Origin of the sequence: Pengzhenrongella frigida, assembly GCF_004168625.1 — a bacterium.
GTDB classification, from domain to species: domain Bacteria; phylum Actinomycetota; class Actinomycetes; order Actinomycetales; family Cellulomonadaceae; genus Pengzhenrongella; species Pengzhenrongella frigida.
Genome location: NZ_SDWW01000059.1, coordinates 1 through 20,399, shown reverse-complemented (window position 1 = coordinate 20,399; position 20,399 = coordinate 1). Strand labels below are relative to the sequence as shown.

17 protein-coding genes are annotated in these 20,399 nt (G+C 74.1%); 8 read left to right on the top strand and 9 right to left on the bottom strand.

Going from position 1 to position 20,399, the window contains the following annotated elements; translation table 11 throughout:
• From EUA98_RS17640 to EUA98_RS17630, 4 genes are all read left to right on the top strand, one after another.
• A partial coding sequence (locus EUA98_RS17640; protein WP_207219136.1) for a M15 family metallopeptidase occupies positions 1-579 on the top strand: 579 nt, incomplete at its 5' end.
• A 98-nt stretch (positions 580-677) separates the two neighbouring features.
• Positions 678-1,973 (top strand): Glu/Leu/Phe/Val family dehydrogenase, encoded by a 1,296-nt coding sequence (locus EUA98_RS17635; RefSeq protein ID WP_130104007.1) that lies wholly within the window; start codon positions 678-680, stop codon positions 1,971-1,973.
• A 75-nt stretch (positions 1,974-2,048) separates the two neighbouring features.
• Positions 2,049-5,525 (top strand): 1,3-beta-D-glucan phosphorylase, GH149 family, encoded by a 3,477-nt coding sequence (locus EUA98_RS19895; RefSeq protein ID WP_165372891.1) that lies wholly within the window; start codon positions 2,049-2,051, stop codon positions 5,523-5,525.
• Between the two features lie 86 nt (positions 5,526-5,611).
• Positions 5,612-6,688, top strand: a complete 1,077-nt coding sequence (locus EUA98_RS17630) for an LLM class flavin-dependent oxidoreductase (protein WP_130104006.1) — start codon at positions 5,612-5,614, stop codon at positions 6,686-6,688.
• Between the two features lie 9 nt (positions 6,689-6,697).
• Here EUA98_RS17630 and hemQ read toward each other — a convergent pair whose 3' ends face one another.
• From hemQ to EUA98_RS17615, 3 genes are all read right to left on the bottom strand, one after another.
• On the bottom strand, positions 6,698-7,366 hold the full coding sequence (gene hemQ / locus EUA98_RS17625; RefSeq protein ID WP_350339513.1) for a hydrogen peroxide-dependent heme synthase: 669 nt from the start codon (positions 7,364-7,366) through the stop codon (positions 6,698-6,700).
• Positions 7,367-7,464: 98 nt separating this feature from the next.
• Positions 7,465-8,658: a ferrochelatase gene (locus EUA98_RS17620; protein ID WP_242511679.1), complete on the bottom strand. Its 1,194-nt coding sequence runs from the start codon at positions 8,656-8,658 to the stop codon at positions 7,465-7,467.
• Between the two features lie 70 nt (positions 8,659-8,728).
• A complete protein-coding gene (locus EUA98_RS17615; protein WP_130104005.1) occupies positions 8,729-9,232 on the bottom strand; it encodes a flavodoxin domain-containing protein in 504 nt (167 codons plus the stop codon).
• A 224-nt stretch (positions 9,233-9,456) separates the two neighbouring features.
• Here EUA98_RS17615 and EUA98_RS17610 point away from each other — a divergent pair, with 224 nt between their 5' ends.
• Positions 9,457-10,509 (top strand): LLM class flavin-dependent oxidoreductase, encoded by a 1,053-nt coding sequence (locus EUA98_RS17610; protein ID WP_130104004.1) that lies wholly within the window; start codon positions 9,457-9,459, stop codon positions 10,507-10,509.
• Positions 10,510-10,519: 10 nt separating this feature from the next.
• Complete coding sequence (locus EUA98_RS17605) at positions 10,520-11,089, top strand: NYN domain-containing protein (RefSeq protein WP_130104003.1); 570 nt, start codon at positions 10,520-10,522, stop codon at positions 11,087-11,089.
• On the opposite strand, the gene EUA98_RS17600 is transcribed toward EUA98_RS17605, so the two are convergent.
• Genes EUA98_RS17600 through nirB form a run of 6 tightly spaced genes read right to left on the bottom strand, consistent with a single transcriptional unit; the run spans position 11,080 to position 17,854 of the window.
• Positions 11,080-11,715 (bottom strand): copper resistance CopC family protein, encoded by a 636-nt coding sequence (locus EUA98_RS17600; protein WP_130104002.1) that lies wholly within the window; start codon positions 11,713-11,715, stop codon positions 11,080-11,082. The two genes, EUA98_RS17605 and EUA98_RS17600, sit on opposite strands and share 10 nt — an antisense overlap.
• The gene (locus EUA98_RS17595; RefSeq protein ID WP_242511677.1) at positions 11,712-12,419 is read right to left on the bottom strand and encodes a sirohydrochlorin chelatase; all 708 of its coding nucleotides are present in this window, start codon (positions 12,417-12,419) and stop codon (positions 11,712-11,714) included. Before EUA98_RS17595 ends, EUA98_RS17600 begins: the two co-directional genes overlap by 4 nt.
• A complete protein-coding gene (locus EUA98_RS17590) occupies positions 12,416-13,531 on the bottom strand; it encodes a uroporphyrinogen-III synthase (RefSeq protein WP_130104001.1) in 1,116 nt (371 codons plus the stop codon). Before EUA98_RS17590 ends, EUA98_RS17595 begins: the two co-directional genes overlap by 4 nt.
• Complete coding sequence (cobA, locus tag EUA98_RS17585; protein WP_130104000.1) at positions 13,528-14,775, bottom strand: uroporphyrinogen-III C-methyltransferase; 1,248 nt, start codon at positions 14,773-14,775, stop codon at positions 13,528-13,530. The genes EUA98_RS17590 and cobA overlap by 4 nt, the downstream gene beginning before the upstream one ends.
• A complete protein-coding gene (gene nirD / locus EUA98_RS17580; protein WP_130103999.1) occupies positions 14,772-15,263 on the bottom strand; it encodes a nitrite reductase small subunit NirD in 492 nt (163 codons plus the stop codon). Before nirD ends, cobA begins: the two co-directional genes overlap by 4 nt.
• The gene (nirB, locus tag EUA98_RS17575; protein WP_130103998.1) at positions 15,260-17,854 is read right to left on the bottom strand and encodes a nitrite reductase large subunit NirB; all 2,595 of its coding nucleotides are present in this window, start codon (positions 17,852-17,854) and stop codon (positions 15,260-15,262) included. Before nirB ends, nirD begins: the two co-directional genes overlap by 4 nt.
• Before the next feature lie 274 nt (positions 17,855-18,128).
• Between nirB and EUA98_RS17570 the strand changes: the two genes are divergently transcribed.
• A complete protein-coding gene (locus EUA98_RS17570) occupies positions 18,129-19,505 on the top strand; it encodes an MFS transporter (protein ID WP_130103997.1) in 1,377 nt (458 codons plus the stop codon).
• On the top strand, positions 19,506-20,399 hold an 894-nt coding region (locus EUA98_RS17565), incomplete at its 3' end, for a molybdopterin oxidoreductase family protein (RefSeq protein ID WP_165372889.1).

The following is a 20,399-nucleotide window of genomic DNA, read 5'->3' as shown; positions in this document are numbered from 1 at the left end:
GCGGCGGCAGACGCCGCAGCAGGCGCGGCAGCCGCCGAAGCGCAGGCCGCAGCCGACGCAGCCGACGCAGCCCGCGCCGCCGCGACCCCGGCTCCGCCCGCGCAGTCGTCGGCTGCCGCGGGTGAACCGGTCTGGGTGACCTCGATCCCGACGGCGGCCGGCGACGGGTCGAACGGCCACATGCCGGCGTCGGCCATGTGCCTGATCCCGTGGGGCACCGACCAGATCGGCAGCCCGCAGTACCTGCGCTGCGACGCCGCGGCCGCGCTCACCCGTCTGAACGACGCGTTCCGCGCGCAGTTCGGCGAGGCCATCGCCATGGACCTCACCTACCGCTCGTACGAGGAGCAGGTCGCGATCCGGGCGTACTTCGGGTCGCTGGCCGCGAAGCCCGGCACGTCCAACCACGGCCTGGGCCTGGCGCTCGACGTGCAGGAGGGGCCGGACGTGTACGGGTTCGGTACGCCGCGGTACGACTGGCTGGTGGCCAACGGCCCGGCCTTCGGGTGGGTCGCACCGGCCAGCGTGCGCGCGGGGGCGGCGTACCCCGAGTACTGGCACTTCGAGTACCAGCCGTAGCCCGGGGGGTGGCAGGGTGGGGGGCGCGGCACCCGCTCGAATGGCCGGCAACGACGCCGACCAGGCTCAGTCCGCCCACCCTCGTGGAGGTTCACCGCATGACCGTGCCCGGTACGCCCGCCGTCACCCCCGCCGTCACCCCGACCCGACCCGTCGCGTCCCCGCTGGAGACCGCCCAGGCCCAGCTCTCGACCGCGGTGAAGATCCTCGGCTACGACGAGGGCCTGCACGCCATGCTCGCCACGTGCCGGCGCGAGATCAACGTGGCGATCCCGCTGCGCCGCGACGACGGCAGCACCTCGCTGTTCCGCGGGTACCGCATCCAGCACAACATCTCGCGCGGACCGGGCAAGGGTGGGCTCCGGTACGCGCCGAACGTCGACCGCAACGAGATCCGCGCGCTCGCGATGCTGATGACCTGGAAGTGCGCCGTCGTCGACCTGCCCTACGGCGGGGCCAAGGGCGGCGTCACGATCGACCCGCGGGAGTACTCCAAGCTCGAGCTCGAACGCGTGACCCGCCGGTACACGAGCGAGATCATGCCGATGATCGGCCCCGAGCGGGACATCATGGCGCCGGACATCGGGACCAACGAGCAGACCATGGCCTGGGTCATGGACACCTACTCGGTCAACAAGGGGTACACGATCCCGGCGGTCACGACCGGCAAGCCGCTCGCCATGGGTGGGTCCCTGGGCCGCGCGACCGCCACGTCCCGCGGCGTCGTGCACGCGACCCGCGCGACGCTGGCCGACGCCGGCGTGACGCTCGACGAGGTGCGCGTCGCGGTGCAGGGCTTCGGCAAGGTCGGTTCGCACGCGACCCGGTTCCTCGCCGAAGCGGGCGCCAAGGTGCTCGCCGTCAGCGACCAGTACGGCGGCGTGCACGCCGCGGGCGGGCTGGACGTGCCCGCCCTGCTCGAGCACGTCTCCGAGACCGGCAGCGTCGTCGGGTTCCCCGGCGCCGACCCGATCGACAACCCGGCTCTGCTGGCGCTCGACGTCGACGTGCTCATCCCCGCGGCCGTCGAGGGCGTGCTGACCGACCAGACCGCGGCGACCGTCAAGGCCCGCTGGGTCGTGGAGGGCGCCAACGGGCCGACGACGGCGGCCGGTGACCGGGTGCTCGCCGACCGCGGCATCATCGTGGTGCCCGACATCCTCGCCAACGCGGGCGGCGTCGTGGTGTCGTACTTCGAGTGGGTGCAGGCCAACCAGGCGTACTGGTGGACCGAGCGCGAGATCGAGGAGCGGCTCGAGCACCGGATGCTCAGCGCGTACTCCACGGTGGCACAGACGGCCCGCGCCGACGGCCTGACCCTGCGCGACGCGGCCCTGACGATCGGGGTGCGCCGCGTGGCCGAGGCCCACCAGATCCGCGGCCTGTACCCCTGACGACAGCGTTCGTCCTGCTGCTCCGGAGCAGTAGGGTGGGAGCGCTCCCATTGCAACGAAGCAGAGGATTTCGCCGTGCTGAACACCTCCGGTACCACCCCGTCGCACGCCCGCAGCAGCGTCGAGGGCGTGGACGGGCGCCACGTGGATCTCGACGGGCGCCGGTTCTACCGGATCACCGGCTACGAGCAGATGCCGCCGTTCTTCATGACGGTCGTCAGCGCGAGCGACGTCTGGCTCTTCATCTCCAGCACCGGCGGCCTCACGGCAGGGCGCCGCGACGCGGGTCGCGCCCTGTTCCCGTACTACACCGACGACAAGGTGACCGAGAGCGCGGGCCGCACCGGCGGCCTGAGCGTGCTCCGGGTCGCCCGCCCCGACGGCACCACCACGGTGTGGCAGCCCTTCGCCGAGCTGCGCCCGGGCGACCAGCCGACCCAGCGCACGCTCTACAAGGACGTCCTCGGCACGACCCTGGTCTTCGAGGAGGTCCGGCCCGACCTGTCCCTGCGCCTGCGGGTGACCTGGCAGGCGAGCGGCGAGTTCGGCGTCGTGCGCACCTGCGAGCTCACCTCGTCCGCGGACCGGCCCTGCGCGGTCGACCTGCTCGACGGGTTCGTGAACCTGCTCCCCGCGGGCGTGGGCGTCCAGATCCAGAACGAGTTCAGCAACCTGCTCGACGCCTACAAGCGCTGCGAGGTCGACCGGACCGGCCTGGCGATGGTCTGGCTGAACTCCTCCCTCACCGACCTCGCCGAGCCGAGCGAGTCGCTGCGCGCCAACGTCGCCTGGCAGGTCGGGCTCCCCGGTGCCGTCCACCTGCTCTCCACCCGGCAGGTGCCGGCCTTCGGCCGCGGCGAGCCGGTGACCGCCGAGACGGACGTGCGCGGGGCCCGCGGGGCCTATCTCGTGCGCTCGCGGCTCACCCTGGCGGCCGGTTCGAGCGTGCGCTGGCGAGTGGTGGCCGACGTCGACCAGGACGCCGCGGACGTGATCGCCCTGCGCGCCCGCCTGCTCCGGCCGGAGGCGCTGGCCGCCGATCTCACGGCCGACCTCGCGGGCACCCGCGCCGACCTGGAGCAGATCCTCGCGGCCACCGACGCCCCCCAGCGCGGCGCCGACGAGCTCGCCACCGCCCACCACCTGGCCAACGTGCTGTTCAACACCATGCGCGGGGGGCTGCCCGCGCACGGGTACACGGTCGACTCGCACGACGTGCGCGCGTTCATCGCCCAGCGCAGCCGGCCGACCGCCCGCCGCTGCGCCGACGTCCTGGACGCTCTGCCCGCGCAGCTGCGCGCGGACGAGCTCGTCGCGATCGCCCGGGCCCACGGCGACGACGACCTGGTGCGGCTGGCGACCGAGTACCTGCCCCTGACCTTCAGCCGCCGGCACGGCGACCCGAGCCGGCCCTGGAACACCTTCCAGATCGCCCTGCAGGACTCGCACGGCGACCCGCTCCTGGAGTACCAGGGCAACTGGCGCGACATCTTCCAGAACTGGGAGGCGCTCGCCTGGTCCTTCCCCGAGTACGTCGAGTCGATGGTGACCGTCTTCCTCGACGCGACCACCGCGGACGGCTACAACCCCTACCGGATCTCGCGGGCGGGGATCGGCTGGGAGGTCCCCGAACCGGGCAACCCGTGGGCGAACATCGGGTACTGGAGCGACCACCAGATCATCTACGTGCTCAAGCTGCTCGAGACGTCCCACCGCTTCCACCCGGGCCGGCTCGAGGCGCAAGTGAACGAGGCGAGGTTCACGCACGCCGACGTGCCGTACCGGATCGCGACCTACGACGCCATCGTGCGCGACCCCTACGAGACCATCGCGTTCGACGTCGCGCACGCCGCGGTGATCGACGCGCGGGTGGACGCCGAGGGCGGGGACGGCCGGCTCGTGCACGACGCCGACGGCGGCCTCGTCCGGGTGACCCTGGGCGAGAAGCTGCTGCTCCTGCTGCTGGCCAAGCTGGTCAACCTCGTGCCCGACGGCGGCATCTGGATGAACACCCAGCGCCCCGAGTGGAACGACGCGAACAACGCCCTCGTCGGCAAGGGGCTGTCGGTCGTCACCCTCGCCTACGTCGGTCGCTACCTGCACACGCTGCGCGAGCTCCTCACGGTCGACGTCGAGGTCACCGCCGAGCTGCGGGATCTGATCACCGCGGTGCACGACGCGCTCGGCACGCACGCGGCGAGCCTGACCGGCGGGTTCGACGACGCCCACCGCCGGGCCGCCATGGACGACCTCGGCGAGGCCGGTTCCGCCTACCGCCAGCGCGTGTACGGCGGCTTCAGCGGCGAACGGACCACGGTCGGGGCCGGCGAGATCGCGGACCTGCTCGACCTGGCGCACCGGTACGTCGAGTCCGGCGTGCGCGCCAACCGCCGCGCGGACGCGCTCTACCACTCCTACAACGTGCTGACGCTGACCGGGGACGCGGCCCGGATCCAGCGGCTCGACCCGATGCTGGAGGGCCAGGTCGCCGTGCTGTCCAGCGGCCTGCTCGACCCGGCGGAAGCGGTGGTCGTGCTCCGGAGCCTGCGGTCGTCGGCGCTGTACCGGGCCGACCAGGACAGCTACACGTTGTACCCGGACAAGGTCCTGCCGGGCTTCCTGGCGCGCAACCGGTTCGTCTCCGCGCAGGCGGTCACCTGCCCGCTGGTCGGGCTCCTGGTCGACGCCGGGGACAGAAGCGTGGTGGTGCGCGACGTCGACGGCGACTTCCACTTCGCCGCGCAGATCCACAACGCCCGCGACATCGACCGGGCGCTGGACCTGCTCGCCGCCGACCCGGACAACCGCGCCCCGGACACCTGCGCTGCGGTCGCCCGCGACCGCGCCCGGCTGCAGGAGATCTTCGAGGGCGTGTTCCTGCACGCGCAGTTCACCGGCCGGTCCGGGTCCTTCTTCGCCTACGAGGGCCTCGGCAGCATCTACTGGCACATGGTCTCCAAGGTGCTCCTCACCGTGCAGGAGACCCTCGAGCGCGCGGTCGCCGAGAAGGCCGACGCCGCGACCATCGACGCCCTGGCGGCCAGCTACGAGGAGGTGCGCGCCGGACTCGGCTACTGCAAGACCCCCGAGGTCTACGGCGCCTTCCCCACCGACCCGTACTCGCACACCCCGGGCGGGCACGGCGCCCGGCAGCCCGGCATGACCGGGCAGGTCAAGGAGGAGATCCTCACCCGCCTGGGCGAGCTGGGGCTGCGGGTCGACGACGGACGGATCGTCATCCGGCCCGTGCTGCTCCGGGACGCGGAGTGGACGGTCGAGCCGGGGAGCTTCGACTACACCGACCTCGCCGGCGCGCAGCGATCGATCGACCTGCCGGTGGGATCGATCGCGTTCACGTTCTGCCAGGTCCCGGTCGTCTACCACCGCGGCGACCGGCTGGAGGTCGTCGCGCACCTCGCCGACGGGACCAGGGTGAGCGGGATCGACGCCGGTCTCGACGCCGGGCTCAGCGCCGGCATCTTCCGGCGCGACGGCCAGGTCACCGCGCTCACCGTGCACGTCCCGCCCCGCGCCCCGGCGTCGGCGGGGTAGTTCGGGCGGGGTGGCTCGGGCGGGGTTGCTGCTGCGGGGTTGCTGCTGCGGGGAAGGGTTCCGCCCGGGCGCGCGTTGGCCCTGGCGTGCCCACCACCCGCAGTACCCCGACCGGCAGCACCTCCACCGGCAGCCCGTCCACCCGCGTCCCGCTGTCCGTCCTCGACCTCGCCCCGCTGAGCGAGGGGGCGACGAGCGCCGACGCGCTGGCCGCCAGCACCCGGCTCGCCCGACGGGCCGACGACCTCGGCTACGAGCGGTTCTGGGTGGCCGAGCACCACAACATGCCGGCGGTCGCCTCGACGAGCCCGGCGGTCCTCATCGCCCACCTGGCCGCCTCGACGCGTCGGATCCGGGTGGGGTCGGGCGGAGTGATGCTGCCGAACCATCCGGCGCTCGTGGTCGGCGAGCAGTTCGCGATGCTCGAGGCGCTGCACCCGGGCCGCATCGACCTGGGGATCGGGCGCGCGCCCGGCACCGACCCGGCGACCGCCGCGGCGTTGCGCCGGACGACGGACGGCCTGGGCGCCGAGGAGTTCCCGGCGGAGCTGCTCGACGTGCTCGGACTCCTCGGCCAGCAGTCCCCCGGGCGGGCCCCGTCGGTGCTGGTGCGCCGGTTCTCCGCCACCCCGGCCCCGACGTCGTCCCCGGAGGTCTGGCTGCTGGGCTCGAGCACGTTCAGCGCCCGGCTCGCCGCGGCGCTCGGCATCCGGTTCGCCTACGCCCACCACTTCGGGGCGACCCAGACGCTCGCGGCGATGGCCGCCTTCCGGGCCGAGTTCCGGCCGTCGGCCGACCTGGCGCAACCGCACGCGATGGTGAGCGCCTCAGTGATCGTCGCGGACTCCGACGAGGAGGCGACCCATCTCGCCGGTCCGAGCCGCGTCATGGCGCTCAGCCTGCGTACCGGCCGGCTCGCCCCGATCGTCACGCCCGACGACGCCGCCAAGACGCTGGCAGGCCTGCGCGGCACCGCGCTCGACGACGTGCTCGCTCAGCTCCCCGGGACCCAGATCGCCACGACCACCCCGGCCGCCGTCGCCGCCCTCGAGCGGCTCGTCGAGGCCTCGGGCGCCGACGAGCTGCTGGTCACCGCCACGACGCACGACGTCGCGACCCGCATCGACACCCTCGAACGGCTCGCCGCCGCCTGGGCGGCCTGACGATCGAGGTCAGTCGTCGAGCGGCTGGCGGTCGGCCCAGTCGCTCAGCGAGACCCGCGGCCCGGTGTAGAACGGCAGCTCCTCGCGGACGTGCCGACGGGCCTCGGTGTTGCGCATCTCGCGCATGAGGTCGACGATCCGGTGCAGCTCGTCCGCCTCGAACGCGAGGATCCACTCGTAGTCGCCGAGCGCGAACGCGGCCAGGGTGTTGGCTCGCACGTCCGGGTAGTCCTTCGCGGCCTGGCCGTGCTCGATGAGCAGGGTGCGGCGCTCGGCCTCGGGCAGCAGGTACCAGTCGTACGACCGGACGAACGGGTAGACGCACAGGTAGTCGCGCGGCGCCTCGCCGGACAGGAACGCAGGCAGGTGCCCGCGGTTGAACTCGGCCGGGCGGTGCAGCGCCGCGACGGACCAGACGGGCAGCAGGTGCCGGCCGAGCTCGCTCTGGCGCAGGCGCTGGTAGGCGCCCTGGACGGCTTCGATCGTCTCGCCGTGCCACCAGACCATGAGATCGGCGTCGGCCCGCAGGCCGCTCACGTCGTACCAGCCGCGCACGACGAGGTCTCCCCCGCCGTCCAGGACTGCGGCCTCCGCCTCGGCGACCAGCCCACCGCGCGCGACGTCGTCGGCCGGCAGGGCTTCCTCGATCGCGAACACGGACCACATCGCGTAGCGGATCTGACTGTTGGGGTCGACGACCGGCTTGGCGCTCGCCGCGCGGGCCGCCGCGACGGCGTCCGCCGCGCTGATGGGCGTCTGGTTCGAGCTGTCCTTGGTCACTGCACACTCCACTGGGTCGGGTCTGAGTCTTGGCCGCACGCGGCCGGGATCCCGCTGTCGACGTCGACCGACTGCCGGCAGCAGCCGGGTCGGCACGTGTCCGGCCAGGCGCCGAGCGCCCCGGTCGTCACCCGGGCGACGTCCTCGCCGCGTTCGGCGGCGGCGCGCTCGAGCACGAGGTCGATGAGGCCGGCCACGAACGCGGGGCGGGTCGAGACCGTGCCGGCGCGCACTGCCGTCAGGCCGAGCTCGCGGGCGGTCTCCATCGCCTCGATGTCGAGGTCGAAGGCGACCTCCATGTGGTCCGAGACGAAGCCGATCGGCGACATCACGACCGACCGCGTCCCGGCCGTGGCCAGGTCGCCGAGCAGGTCGTTGACGTCGGGCTCGAGCCACGGCTGGTGCGGCGCGCCCGAGCGCGAGCAGAACGCCAGGTGCCACTCGACGGGTCGACCGATCCGCTCGGACACCTGGGCGGCGACGAGCTCGGCAACCTCGAGGTGCTGCGTGCGGTAGCTGGGGCGCTGTGCACCGGACCCCGCCTCCATCACGTCCGGGATGGAGTGGGTGACGAAGACGAGCGGCGCGTCGGCAGCAGCGTCGCCGAGCTCGCCGTAGGCCTCCACAACGGCGTCGGCGTTGGAGCTCACGAAACCCGGGTGGTTGAAGTAGTGGCGCAGCTTGTCGACGGCCAGCACGTCACCGGGGGTGACGTCGCCACCGACCCGGTCCGCGAGCTCCGCGAGGGTGCGCGCGAGGTGCTCGCGATACTGCCGGCAGCCGGAGTACGAGCCGTACGCGCTGGTCACCAGGGCCAGCACGCGGTGCGCGCCCTGCTCCCGGAGCTCGGCGAGGGCGTCGATCGCGTAGGGCTTCCAGTTGCGGTTGCCCCACGCGATCGGCAGGTCGACCCCGCGGCGCGCGAGCTCGGCGCGCAGGGCGGCCAGCAGCTCGAGGTTCTGGCCGTTGATCGGGCTACGGCCGCCGAAGAGGTCGTAGTGCGCGCCGACCGTGACGAGCCGGGCCTCGGGGATGTTCTTCCCCCGGGTCACGTTCCGCAGGAACGGCAGGACGTCGTCGGGCCCGTCGGGACCACCGAACGAGTAGAGCAGGATCGCGTCGTAGGGCGCGGCCGCAGGCGCGGCGACGTCGGGGCGCGCGGGGGCAGGGTGCACGGTCTGGGGGGGCACCCCCTGATCATCCCATCGCCGCGTAGTGGCGTGCACGCCGATCGGCGCACGCCCCGCTGTGCGATGAGTCTCAGGCGGTGGTGGTCTGCTGGCCGAGCTGGTCGGCGATCTGGTCTGCCCATTCGTCGACGGCGGACATGTCGCGGTGGTCACCCTCCTTGCCGCGGGCAGCGGCGATGATCGCGCGCTCAGCGAAGTTGAGGACGCCCCGATCGAGCTGACCGCCGAACGCGCGGTGCCCGTTCGCGTCGATCGCCTTGATGAGCGCGAGGGTCTCGGCCGGGGAGTTCGCCGCGGCGGCCGGCGCCGTCGCGAGACCCGAGGAGAACAGCCACACCGGCCGCGTGAGCAGCTCGGCGGCGAACCGCTGCGCGAACTCCCGCGCGGACGGCATCCAGTGCGCGGAGTAGACCGCCGAGCCGATGACGACGGCGTCGTAGGCGTCGATCGAGTCCACGCTCTCGGGGTCGAGGACCTCGGCGTCGTGCCCCCGGGCCCGCAGCCGTTCCGCGACGCGCGCACCGATCTCGCGGGTGCCGCCGTGTCGCGACGCGACGGTAACCAGTACTCGCATGACCTGTTCCTCTCACCGATCCGGCCGCGTGCCGGACCTGTCGTTCCATGGTGGCCGCGCTCGGGGTGGTCCCTGCAGGTCAGAGGTCCCGACGAACCGTGGCGCGCCCGCCCGCCGGCGAGCACGATGGCTGTGCACCTGGCAGCATGCCCCACCAACGCCCGGACTGCGAGCAGGTGCCCATGCACGGGGCCGCGCGTCGATCACCACCAGGAGGTTCTGCCATGGAGCTGGGCATCACGACGTTCGCCGAGACCTACCCCGATCCGGTGACCGGACAGGTCACCTCGCCCGGCCAGCGGTTGCGCGACGTGGTCGAGGAGATCGAGCTCGCCGACCGGGTGGGGCTCGACGTCTACGGCGTCGGCGAGCACCACCGGGCGGACTTCGCGGCGTCCGCCCCGGCGATCGTGCTGGCCGCCGCCGTCGGTCGCACGTCGCGCATCCGGCTCACCAGCGCCGTGACCGTGCTGAGCTCGACGGACCCGGTCCGGGTGTTCCAGGACTTCGCGACCCTCGACCTGCTCTCCGAGGGCCGCGCCGAGATCATGGCGGGCCGCGGCTCGTTCATCGAGTCGTTCCCCCTGTTCGGGTACTCGCTCGACGACTACGACGACCTGTACGCCGAGAAGCTCGACCTGCTGCTGCAGATCCGGGCCGACGAACGGGTGACCTGGCAGGGCCGGCACCGGGCGGCCCTGACCGACCAGGGCGTGTTCCCCCGACCCGAGCCCGGCTCGCTGCCGATCTGGGTGGCTGTCGGCGGCAACCCGCCGTCGGTGGTGCGGGCCGCCGAGCGGGGCCTGCCGATGGCGCTCGCGATCATCGGCGGCAGTCCGGACCAGTTCGCGCCGCTCGCCGACCTGCACCGCCGCGTGGCGGTCGAGCACGGCTACGACCCGGCCTCGACCCCGATCGCCGTGCACGCGCACGGCTACGTCGGTGAGGTGAGCGCCCAGGCGGCGGACGAGTACTACCCGTCCTACGCGCAGGCGATGACCGTGCTGGGCCGCGAGCGCGGTTGGGGGCCGATGACGCGGGGCGCGTTCGACGCGGCCCGGTCGCCGGCCGGTTCGCTGGTGCTGGGCGACCCGGCCGAGGTCGCGGCGAAGATCCTGCGGATGCACGCCCGCCTGGGCATCGAGCGGTTCATGCTGCACATCAGCGTCGGGACGCTGCCGCACGCGCAGGTGCTCCGGTCGATCGAGCTCCTCGGCACGCAGGTTGCCCCCCTGGTGCGAGCCGGACTCGTCGCGGGAGCCGCTGCGCGCGCCTAGGCTGGAACCCGTGCAAACAGACGGCCCGCGCACCACGTATGTCCTGATCGACGGCGAGAACATCGACGCGACCCTCGGCTCGGCGATCCTCAACGGGCGCCCCACCCCCGAGCAGCGTCCCCGGTGGGAGCGGGTGCTGGAGTTCGCGCAGCGTCGCTGGGGGCAGCCCGCCAAGGGACTGTTCTTCCTCAACGCGTCGTCCGGCACCATGCCGATGGCGTTCGTCCAGGCCCTCATGGCCCTCGGCTACACCCCGATCCCGCTGTCGGGCGAGTCGCACGAGAAGGTCGTCGACATCGGGATCCAGCGCACCCTGGCCGCCCTGCGCGACCGGCCGGGCGACGTCGTGCTCGCGAGCCACGACGGCGACTTCGCGCTCGACCTGGAGAAGCTGCTCGACGGCGAACGCCGGGTCGGCCTGATCGCGTTCCGGGAGTTCACCAGCGGGGTGCTCAACAACCTCACCGAGCAGGGTCTCGAGCTGTTCGACCTCGAGCACGACGTGCTCGCGTTCAACGTGCACCTGCCGCGCCTGCGGATCATCCCGCTCGCCGAGTTCGACCCGCTCGTCTACCTCTGACGGCGGATCCACCAGACCGCGGCGGCGGTCAGGGCGACGATCGCGCCCGCACCGGCGGCGAGCGCCCACGGTGCGATGTCGTCGGGCGCCTGCGGCGCGGTCGGTTCGTCGGTCGGGTCATCGGACGGCGCCGCGGTCGCGCTCGGGGCGTCGGTGGGGGTCTTGACGACCGGGGGCGGCACCACGCCCGGCGCCCGCGCGGTCGACGCCGTGAACGTCAGCTCGCCCGAGGTGGGGTGGCCGTCGGCGGAGGTCGCGCGCCACACGACCGTGTAGCTGCCCGCCGGGCGCTCCGGCACCAGCGCCTGGCTCACCAGCTGCCCGACGACGACCGCCGGACCGTCGCTCATCGGCTCGCCGGCCGGTCCGATGACCTGGACCTCGGTGCCGAGCGCGACGACCTCGTCGCTGAAGGTGAGCTGCACGGTGTCCGGGGCGACCTCGACGGTCGAGCCGTCGGCCGGCTCGGTCGCGCTCAGGACGTCGTGCGCGGACGCGGGCAGCGCGCCCACCGCGAGGCAGGCCAGCACGGCGAACCCGAGACCGAGGACGAGCGCGAGCGCGCGGGTCGGGCGGGTCGGACGAGTCAGACGGGTCGGACGGGTCAGGCGGGTCAGGCGGGTCACCGGACCGCTCGGACCCCGGCGTCGTAGCGGTCGAGGACGATGTCCGCGAGCCGCGGGTCGGGCGCGAGCGGCGACGTCACGACGTCGGCCCCCGCCTCCCCCAGGCGATCGAGGAAGAACCCCGGTGCGAGCAGGTAGGACGCCACCACGACCCGCTGGGCGCCCGCCGCGCGCGCCGCCCGGACGGCGTCGGGCACGCGGGGCGTGGAGGCGGAGCCGTACCCGACGGTGACCGGCCCCTCCGGCCAGGCGGCCCGCAGAGCCGCGGCGACCTCCTCGACGGCGACGGCGGCGCGGGGGTCGGTCGAGCCTGCGGCCGCGAGCACGATCGCGTCCCCGGGCCCGGCCCCGGCGCCGACGAGCCGGTCGAGCAGGACCCGCACGAGCCGCGCGTCGGGCCCCAGGGGTGCGGTCGCCACGGCGGGCCGACCGTCGACGGACGCGGCGATGTCGACGTGCACGTGGAAACCGCCCGACAGCAGCAGCGGCACCACGACCGCGACCCCGCCGGGGTCCACGACCGCGCCGACGGCGTCGGCCACCGCGGGCTCCTGCAGGTCGACGAACGTCTCGCGGACGTCCAGCTCGGGCCGGGCCACGCGCACGTCCGCCAGGATCGAACGGATCGCGGCGCGCCCGGCCACGCTGTCGGTGCCGTGCGAGCAGCCGAGCAGCACCGGGACGCCTCTGGCGGCGCCGGTCACGACTCGACCAGGTCGAGGCGGTAGCCCCGCTTGACGACGGTGCGGACGAGCTCCTTGCTCCCGGCGGCCTCGCGCAGGCGAGCGATCGCGACCTCCGCCGCGTGCGGGTCCTGCGAGACCCCCGGCAGCACCGCCAGCACCTCGGACCGGGGCACGACGTCCCCGCCCGCGGCGGCCAGCAGGCGCAGGACCTCCAGCCCGGACGGAGACAGGGCAAGCACCCGACCGTCCAGGATCGCCGCCCGCCGGCGCATCTGCAGCGAGCCCGCGACGGTCGACAACCCCTGGAGCTGTCCGTAGTGCGCCACGATCGCGCGGACCAGGGAGCCGAGCCGGCCGCGGTCCGGCACGAGGGGGGTGATCCCGCACTCGAGCAGCGGACCGGCGGTGATCGGCCCGACGGCGGCGGCCACGGTCGCACCGCTGCGGAACTGCTCGGTGAGCTCGGCGATCACACCGGCCTCCCGCGCGGCGGCGAGCCAGGCGGCAGATCCGGGGGCCGAGGTGAACACCACGGTGTCGATCTCACCGGCCGCGACCGCGCGCACCGAGGCCTCGAGCGCGTCCGGGTCGGGGGGCGGCCCCCACCGGTACACGATGAGGCTGCGCACCCGGGCGCCGGCCGCGAGGAAGGCCTCGTCGAGCCCCTCCGACCCGGCGCCGTGGTGCTGCACCGCGATCGAGAGCCCCGCCACCCCCTCGTCGAGCAGCACCTCGGCGATCTCGGCCGACGTCTCGGACTCGGCGACCCAGTCGACCGCGAGACCGGCGGCCTGGATGGCTCCGAGCGCCTTGGGACCGCGGGCCACGATCCGGGCCCGCCCGAGCATCGCGGTGAGCTGGTCGGCGAGCCCGTGCGCGTCGGCGGCCTCGATCCAGCCGCGGAAGCCGATCCCGGTCGTGACCACGACGATGTCCGGCGGGTCGTCGAGCAGCGCACGGGTCCCGGCCACCAGCAGGGCGTCGTCCTCGTTCGGCACCATGCTCAGGGCGGGGGCGTACCGGATGACCGCACCGCGGCGCTGCAGCGCCCCACCGAGCTCGGCCGAGCGGCGGTCCACCGTGACGAGCACGGTGCAGCCGGCGAGGGTCTGGTGGATGGGTTCGGTCACAGGCTCATTGTGGCGTCAGCGGGGTCGGTCGGGTGACCACCGCCGAGCAGGCCGGGCGCCGCGACGTCGCCGATGACGATGACGGCCGGCGAGCGGACCCCCGCCAGCCGGGCCCGATCGACGATCGCGTCGAGCGGCGCGCGCGTGACCCGCTCGTGCGCGCCGGTGCCGTCCTCGATGATCGCGACCGGGGTGGCCGGGTCGGCGCCGTGCGCGAGGGCGTCGGCCACGAGCTCGCCGAGCACGGCGACCCCCATGAGGATCACGAGCGTCGCGGACTTCTCCGCCAGGATCAGGCGCGCGGCGGCGTCCAGGCCGCCGTGGCCGTTGAGCACGTGATAGGCCGCCGTCGTGCCCCGGTGGGTGAGGGGGATGCCGACGGCGGCGGGGGCCGCCACGACGCTGCTCACGCCGGGGACCACCTCGACGGGGACGCCGGCCTCGTGGCAGGCGAGCACCTCCTCGCCGCCGCGGCCGAACACGAACGGGTCGCCGCCCTTGAGGCGCACGACGACCTGCCCGCGCAGCGCGCGCTCGACCAGGATCCGGTTGATCTCGTGCTGCGGCACCGCATGGTGGCCCGGGGTCTTGCCGACGTCGACCACCTCGACCGCGCCCGGGAGCTCGTCGAGCACCGCGGTGGGTCCGAGCCGGTCGGTGACCACGACGTCGGCCTCCGCGAGCGCGCGCCGACCGCGCAGGGTGAGCAGGTCGACGGCGCCCGGGCCGCCCCCGACCAGCACGACCCGACCGGAGCCGGGTGCGGCCGGTCGCCGTCGGCGCAGGTCCGCACCGCCCGAGCGCAGGTGCTCGGCGAGGGCGTCGCGCACGGTGCGGCTGCGCCGCGGGTCGGGCGCACCGGCCGAGACGACGCCGAGCACCACCTCACCGACCCGGGCCACCGCCGGGGTACGCGCGGAGCCGACGCTCGCCTCGCCGGCGTTGATGCACCAGGTCCGGCGCGCGGCGGCCCAGGCGGCCACGGCGGCGTCGGTCGCCCGGTCACCGGTCGCGGTGTGCACGAGCCAGGCCCCGTCGAGGTCCCCCTCCGCCACCTCCGCGGTGCGCCAGGCGATCGACCGGTCGCCGACCAGCTCGGCGATCTCCTCGCAGACCTGCGGCGCGACCACGAGCACGTCCGCGCCGTCCAGGACGAGCGCGCGCACCCGGCGGGCCGCGACCGGGCCGCCGCCCGCGACGAGCACGCGCCGCCCGGTCAGGTCGAGCCCGAGCAGCGCGGTCACGGCGCGGCCCGATCGCCGGCGGGCCCCGCCCGGTCGGCGGCGCTGTCACGGTCGGCGGCGTCGAGGTCGAGGGCGTCGAGATCGTCGAGGTCGTCGTCGAGGTCGGCCTCGAGCGCCGGGCCGACGCCGATCATCACGACCTCACCCTCGACCCGGACCGGCCACGTGCGCAGGTCCAGCGGTTCCCGGCCGAGCGGTTCCACGCACTGACCCGTCCGCAGGTCGAAGACCTGCTTGTACATCGGGGAGGCGACCGTGGGCACGGCGCCGCGCGAACCCACGATGCCGCGCGAGATCACGTGCGCCCCGCTGAACGGGTCGAGCTGCGCGACCGCCAGCACCCGGTCGTCGACCAGTCGGAACAGCGCGACCTGCTCGTCGCCGACGAGGGCCGCGGCGCCGCGCTCCGGCACGAGGTCGTCCAGCCGGCACACGGCCAGCCACCGGGCGGTGGCGAGGGTCGCGGGGGCGACGCTCGGGGCGGTCATGACCGGACCGCCAGCGTCGTGCCGGCGACGAGCACGGCGGAGTCGGTGCGCTCCGCCACGGTCGCCGGGCGCACCTGGCCGCGTTCGGCGACGTAGGCGAGCGAGGGGTCCGGGGTCGTCGGGGCGTTGACGAAGGACGCGAACCGGCGCAGCTTCACCGGGTCGTCCAGGGTCGCCTTCCACTCGTCCTCGTAGGCGTCGACGTGTCGTGCCATCGCCGCGTCGAGGTCGTCGACGATCCCCAGGCTGTCGTCGATCACGACCGCGCGGACGCCCTCGAGCCCGCCCTCGACCTCCTCGACCCACGGCGCGGTGCGCTGCAGCCGGTCGGCGGTGCGGATGTAGTACATGAGGAACCGGTCGATGGTCCGCACGAGCGTCTCGGTGTCGAGGTCCTCGGCCAGCAGGCGCGCGTGCCGGGGGGTGAACCCGCCGTTGCCGCCGACGTACAGGTTCCAGCCGTTGTCCGTGGCGACCACCCCGACGTCCTTCGAGCGGGCCTCCGCGCACTCCCGCGCGCACCCCGAGACCCCGAGCTTGAACTTGTGCGGCGACCGCAGGCCGCGGTAGCGCAGCTCGAGCTGCACGGCGAGGGCGACGGAGTCCTGGACGCCGTACCGGCACCAGCTCGACCCGACGCACGACTTCACCGTGCGCAGCGACTTGCCGTACGCGTGCCCGGACTCGAAGCCCGCGTCCACGAGCCGGCGCCAGATGTCGGGCAGCTGCTCGAGGCGGGCCCCGAACAGGTCGATCCGCTGGCCGCCGGTGATCTTCGTGTACAGCCCGTAGTCCTGGGCGACCTGCCCGATGACGAGCAGGCCGGCCGGGGTCACCTCACCGCCCGGGATGCGCGGCACCACGGAGTACGACCCGTCTTTCTGCAGGTTCGCCATGACGTGGTCGTTGGTGTCCTGCAGCGCCGCGCGCTCGCCGTCCAGCACGTGCCCGTCGTCGAGCGACGACAGGATCGAGGCCAGCACCGGCTTGCAGATGTCGCAGCCGCGGCCCTCCGCGTCGGTGCCGTGGCGGCGGATGATCTCGCTGAACGTGCGCAGGCCGGTCACCCGGACGACGTCGAACAGCTGGGCCCGCGAGAGCGCGAAGTGCTCGCACAGCGCGTTGGAGACGCTGATCCCGGCCTTGGCCAGCTCGGCCACGACGAGCTTCTTGACCAGCGGGACGCACGAGCCGCAGCTCGTCCCGGCGCGGGTGCAGGCCTTGACCGCGGCGACGTCCCGGCACTCGTGGTCGGTCACGGCGGCCCGCACGGTCCCCGCGGTGACGTTGTTGCACGAGCACACCGTGGCGTCGTCGGGCAGGTCGCCGCCCAGCGAGGCGGCGGCGCCCGCGGCCCCCTCGGGCAGCAGGTAGGCGGACGGATCGCCCCCCAGGGCCCGGCCGACGAGCGGCCGCAGGCTCGAGTACGCCGACGCGTCGCCGACGAGCACGCCGCCGAGGAGCGTGCGCGCGTCGTCGGACAGCACGAGCTTCTTGTAGATGCCGGCCACCGGGTCGGAGTGGACCAGCTCGAGGGCGCCCGGCGTCGTGGCGAACGCGTCGCCGAAGCTCGCGACGTCGACCCCGGAGAGCTTGAGCTTGGTCGCGGTGTCCGCGCCGGGGAACACGGCGGAGCCGCCGAGCAGGCGGTCGACCACGACCTCGGCCATCGCGTAGCCGGGCGCGACCAGGCCGATGCAGGCGCCGTCGATGCACGCGACCTCTCCGGCCGCCCAGATGGCCGGGTCGGCCGTGTGGCAGGCCTCGTCGACGACGACGCCGCCGCGGGCCCCGATCGCGAGCCCGGAGCTGCGGGCCAGCTCGTCGCGGGGGCTGACGCCGGTGGCGACCACGACGACGTCGACGTCGAGGCGCCCGCCGTCGGCGAAGTCGAGGCGTCCGACGGTGCCCCGCCGGTTGGGCCGCATCCGCGTGGTGGCGGTGCTGACCCGCACGGCGACCCCGAGTCCGTTGATCAGCCGGCGCAGGGCCTCTCCCCCGCCGAGGTCGACCTGCGCGGACATCAGGTGGGTGCCGAACTGGATCACGGTGCTGCTGGTGCCGAGCGCCTGCAGCGCGCCGGCGGCCTCGAGGCCGAGCAGCCCGCCGCCGATCACCGCACCCCGCACGGGCCGGCCGGCGCGGGCGGACTGCTCCTCCACCCAGCCGCGCAGCGCGGCGACGTCGTCGACCGTGCGGTAGACGAAGACGCCGGGGAGGTCGGCGCCCTCGATGGGCGGCACGACCGCCCGGGAGCCGGTGGCGAGCACGAGCTGGTCGTAGTCCCAGGTGCGGCCGTCGGCGGCGCGCACGGTGCGTGCGGCCCGGTCGAGCTCGACGACCGCCGCACCGCGCACCAGCGTGACGAGCGGGTCGTCCCACAGCTCGGGGGAACCGATGGCGAGGTCCTCGGGGTCGCGGCCCGAGAAGTACGAGGTCAGGGCGACCCGGTCGTACGGAGCCCGCGGCTCCTCCGCGAGCACGGTGACGCGCCAGGCCCCTGCGGTGTCGCGGTCCCGCATCGCCTCGACGAGACGCTGCGCCACCATCCCACCGCCGACGACGACGAGGTGTAACGGGCGAGCAGTCATCCGTGCCTCCAGGTGGGTCGACCCCGCGGGCCGTGGCCACTGAACCTACGAGCGGGTTGTTTCCGGGGCCGTAGCGCGCCGGTTACCTCCGTGGAACCTTTCGCGCACAGCCGCCCGGCACGAGGTGTGAGGTGCCGGAGTTCTCACAGGGCGCCGTCGTCGGCCGTGCGCTCCTCGTTCCGCAGGGGTAACAGCAGGCCACTTCGACGGAAACACCGCGCTCCTAGCGTCGTGGTCACTGCACCGCCCCCTCGACCCACCCGCAGGAGACGCGATGACGGCACCGAAGACTTTGACCCCGACCGACCCGGCGACCACGGCCACGCTGGCACCCCTCGAGGCGCCACCGGCCATCGCCGGGCGGTGGATCGACCGGTGGGAGCCCGAGGACGACGCGTTCTGGCGCGGCGGTGGGCGGGCGATCGCCCAGCGCAACCTCTACCCATCGATCTTCGCGGAGTTCCTCGGGTTCGCCGTGTGGGCCTCGTGGAGCATCGTGGTGCCGCAGCTCGCGGCGGTGGGCTTCATCCTCACCGTCGACCAGCAGTTCTGGCTCATCGCGGTCCCCAGCCTCGTCGGCGCGACCCTGCGCATCCCGTACACGTTCGCGGTACCCCTGTTCGGCGGGCGCAACTGGACCATCATCTCGGCCCTGCTCCTGCTGCTGCCCGCGAGCGCGCTCGCCGTGGTCGTCACCCGCCCGGAGACGACGCCGTTCTGGATGCTCCTCGTGGTCGCCGCCCTCGCCGGCCTCGGCGGCGGCAACTTCGCCTCCTCGATGGCGAACATCTCGTTCTTCTACCCGGAGCGTGAGAAGGGCAAGGCGCTCGGCCTGAACGCCGCGGGCGGCAACCTCGGCACCGCCGCGGTCCAGTTCGCCGTCCCGCTGGTGATCGTGGGCGCCGCCGGCCTGCAGCTCGAGCGCGCGGGCCTGATGTTCATCCCGCTGATCCTGCTCGCGGCCTACCTGGCGTCGCGGTTCATGAACAACCTCACCTTCGCGAAGGCCGACTACCGGGCGTTCGGGGCCGCCGTGCAGAACCGCCACACCTGGATCATCTCGTTCCTGTACATCGGCACGTTCGGCTCGTTCATCGGCTACGCCGGTGCGTTCCCGACGCTGCTCAAGTCCCAGTTCCCCGAGGTCACCGTGAGCATCGCGTTCCTCGGCGCGCTCGTCGGGTCGCTGTCCCGCCCGGTCGGCGGGATCCTCGCCGACCGGTGGGGCGGGGCCCGGGTGACGATCGCGTCGTTCGCCGTGATGGCGCTCGCCGCGACCAGCGCCATCGGCGCCCTGCGCGCGGTGAGCTTCCCGCTCTTCCTCGGCTCGTTCCTCGTGCTGTTCGTCGCGACCGGCGCGGGCAACGGCGCGACCTACCGGATGATCCCCGCGGTCTTCCGGGTCGGGGCGACCACGCCCGAGCGGGCGGCCCGGTCCCGCAAGACCGCCGCGGGCTGCATCGGGATCGCCGGCGCCGTCGGGGCGCTCGGCGGGTTCCTCATCCCGCGCGGGTTCGCGATCTCGAACTCGGTGGCGGGGAGCCTGCAGCCCGCGCTGTGGTTGTTCGTCGGGATCTACCTGATCATGGGCGTCACCACCTGGGCCGTGTACCGCCGCCGCGGGGCCGCCCTGAGCGCTGCAGGCATCTGAATGCCCGCCCCCGCAGCAGCGACGGCGACGCACTGCCCGTACTGCGCCCTGCAGTGCGCGATGACGCTGACCGCGCCCGACGACGCCGCCCGCGTCGTCGGTGCGCCGGTCACCGTGGCCGCCGGGCACGCGCCGACGAGCCCGACCGCGGGTCTCCGGACGGCACCGGCCGGTGGGCTGTGCCAGAAGGGGTGGACCAGCGCCCAGGTGCTGCGTGCCCCGGACCGGCTCACCACGCCGCTGCTGCGGGGGGCGGACGGCGAGCTGCACCCGGTGAGCTGGGACGACGCGCTCGACCACGTCGCGCAGCGCCTGCAGGCCCTGCAGGCGCTGCACGGCCCGGAGTCGGTCGCCGTGTTCGGCGGGGGCGGGCTCACCAACGAGAAGGCGTACGCGCTCGGCAAGTTCGCGCGGGTCGTGCTGCGCACTCCGTACATCGACTACAACGGCCGGTTCTGCATGGCCAGTGCCGCGGCCGGCGCCAACCGCGCGTTCGGGGTCGACCGCGGCCTGCCGTTCCCGCTCGCCGACCTGGGCGGCGCGCAGTCGATCCTGCTGCTCGGCAGCAACCTCGCCGAGACGATGCCGCCGTCGGCGGCCCGGCTGGCCGGCGCCCGGGCGCACGGCGGGCTGATCGTGGTCGACCCGCGGCACTCGGCGACCGCGGCGCTGACCGACGACGGCGGCGGCCTGCACCTGCAGGCGGTGCCGGGCACCGACCTCGTGGTGCTGCTCGCGCTCCTGCACGTCGTGTGGGCCGAGGGGCTCGCGGACCTGCCCTACCTGGCGGACCGCACCACGGGCGCCGACGACGTCCGGCGGAGCGTCGCGGCCTGGTGGCCGGAGCGCGCCGAGCAGGTGTGCGGGGTCCCGGCCGCCGACCTGCGCCGCGCG

Coding starts and splice junctions, on each gene's coding strand:
- EUA98_RS17570 (WP_130103997.1), top strand. CDS start 18,129: ATGACGGCACCGAAGACTTTGACCCCGACCGACCCGGCGACCACGGCC.
- EUA98_RS17635 (WP_130104007.1), top strand. CDS start 678: ATGACCGTGCCCGGTACGCCCGCCGTCACCCCCGCCGTCACCCCGACC.
- EUA98_RS17615 (WP_130104005.1), bottom strand. CDS start 9,232: ATGCGAGTACTGGTTACCGTCGCGTCGCGACACGGCGGCACCCGCGAG.
- nirD (WP_130103999.1), bottom strand. CDS start 15,263: ATGACCGCCCCGAGCGTCGCCCCCGCGACCCTCGCCACCGCCCGGTGG.
- nirB (WP_130103998.1), bottom strand. CDS start 17,854: ATGACTGCTCGCCCGTTACACCTCGTCGTCGTCGGCGGTGGGATGGTG.
- EUA98_RS17610 (WP_130104004.1), top strand. CDS start 9,457: ATGGAGCTGGGCATCACGACGTTCGCCGAGACCTACCCCGATCCGGTG.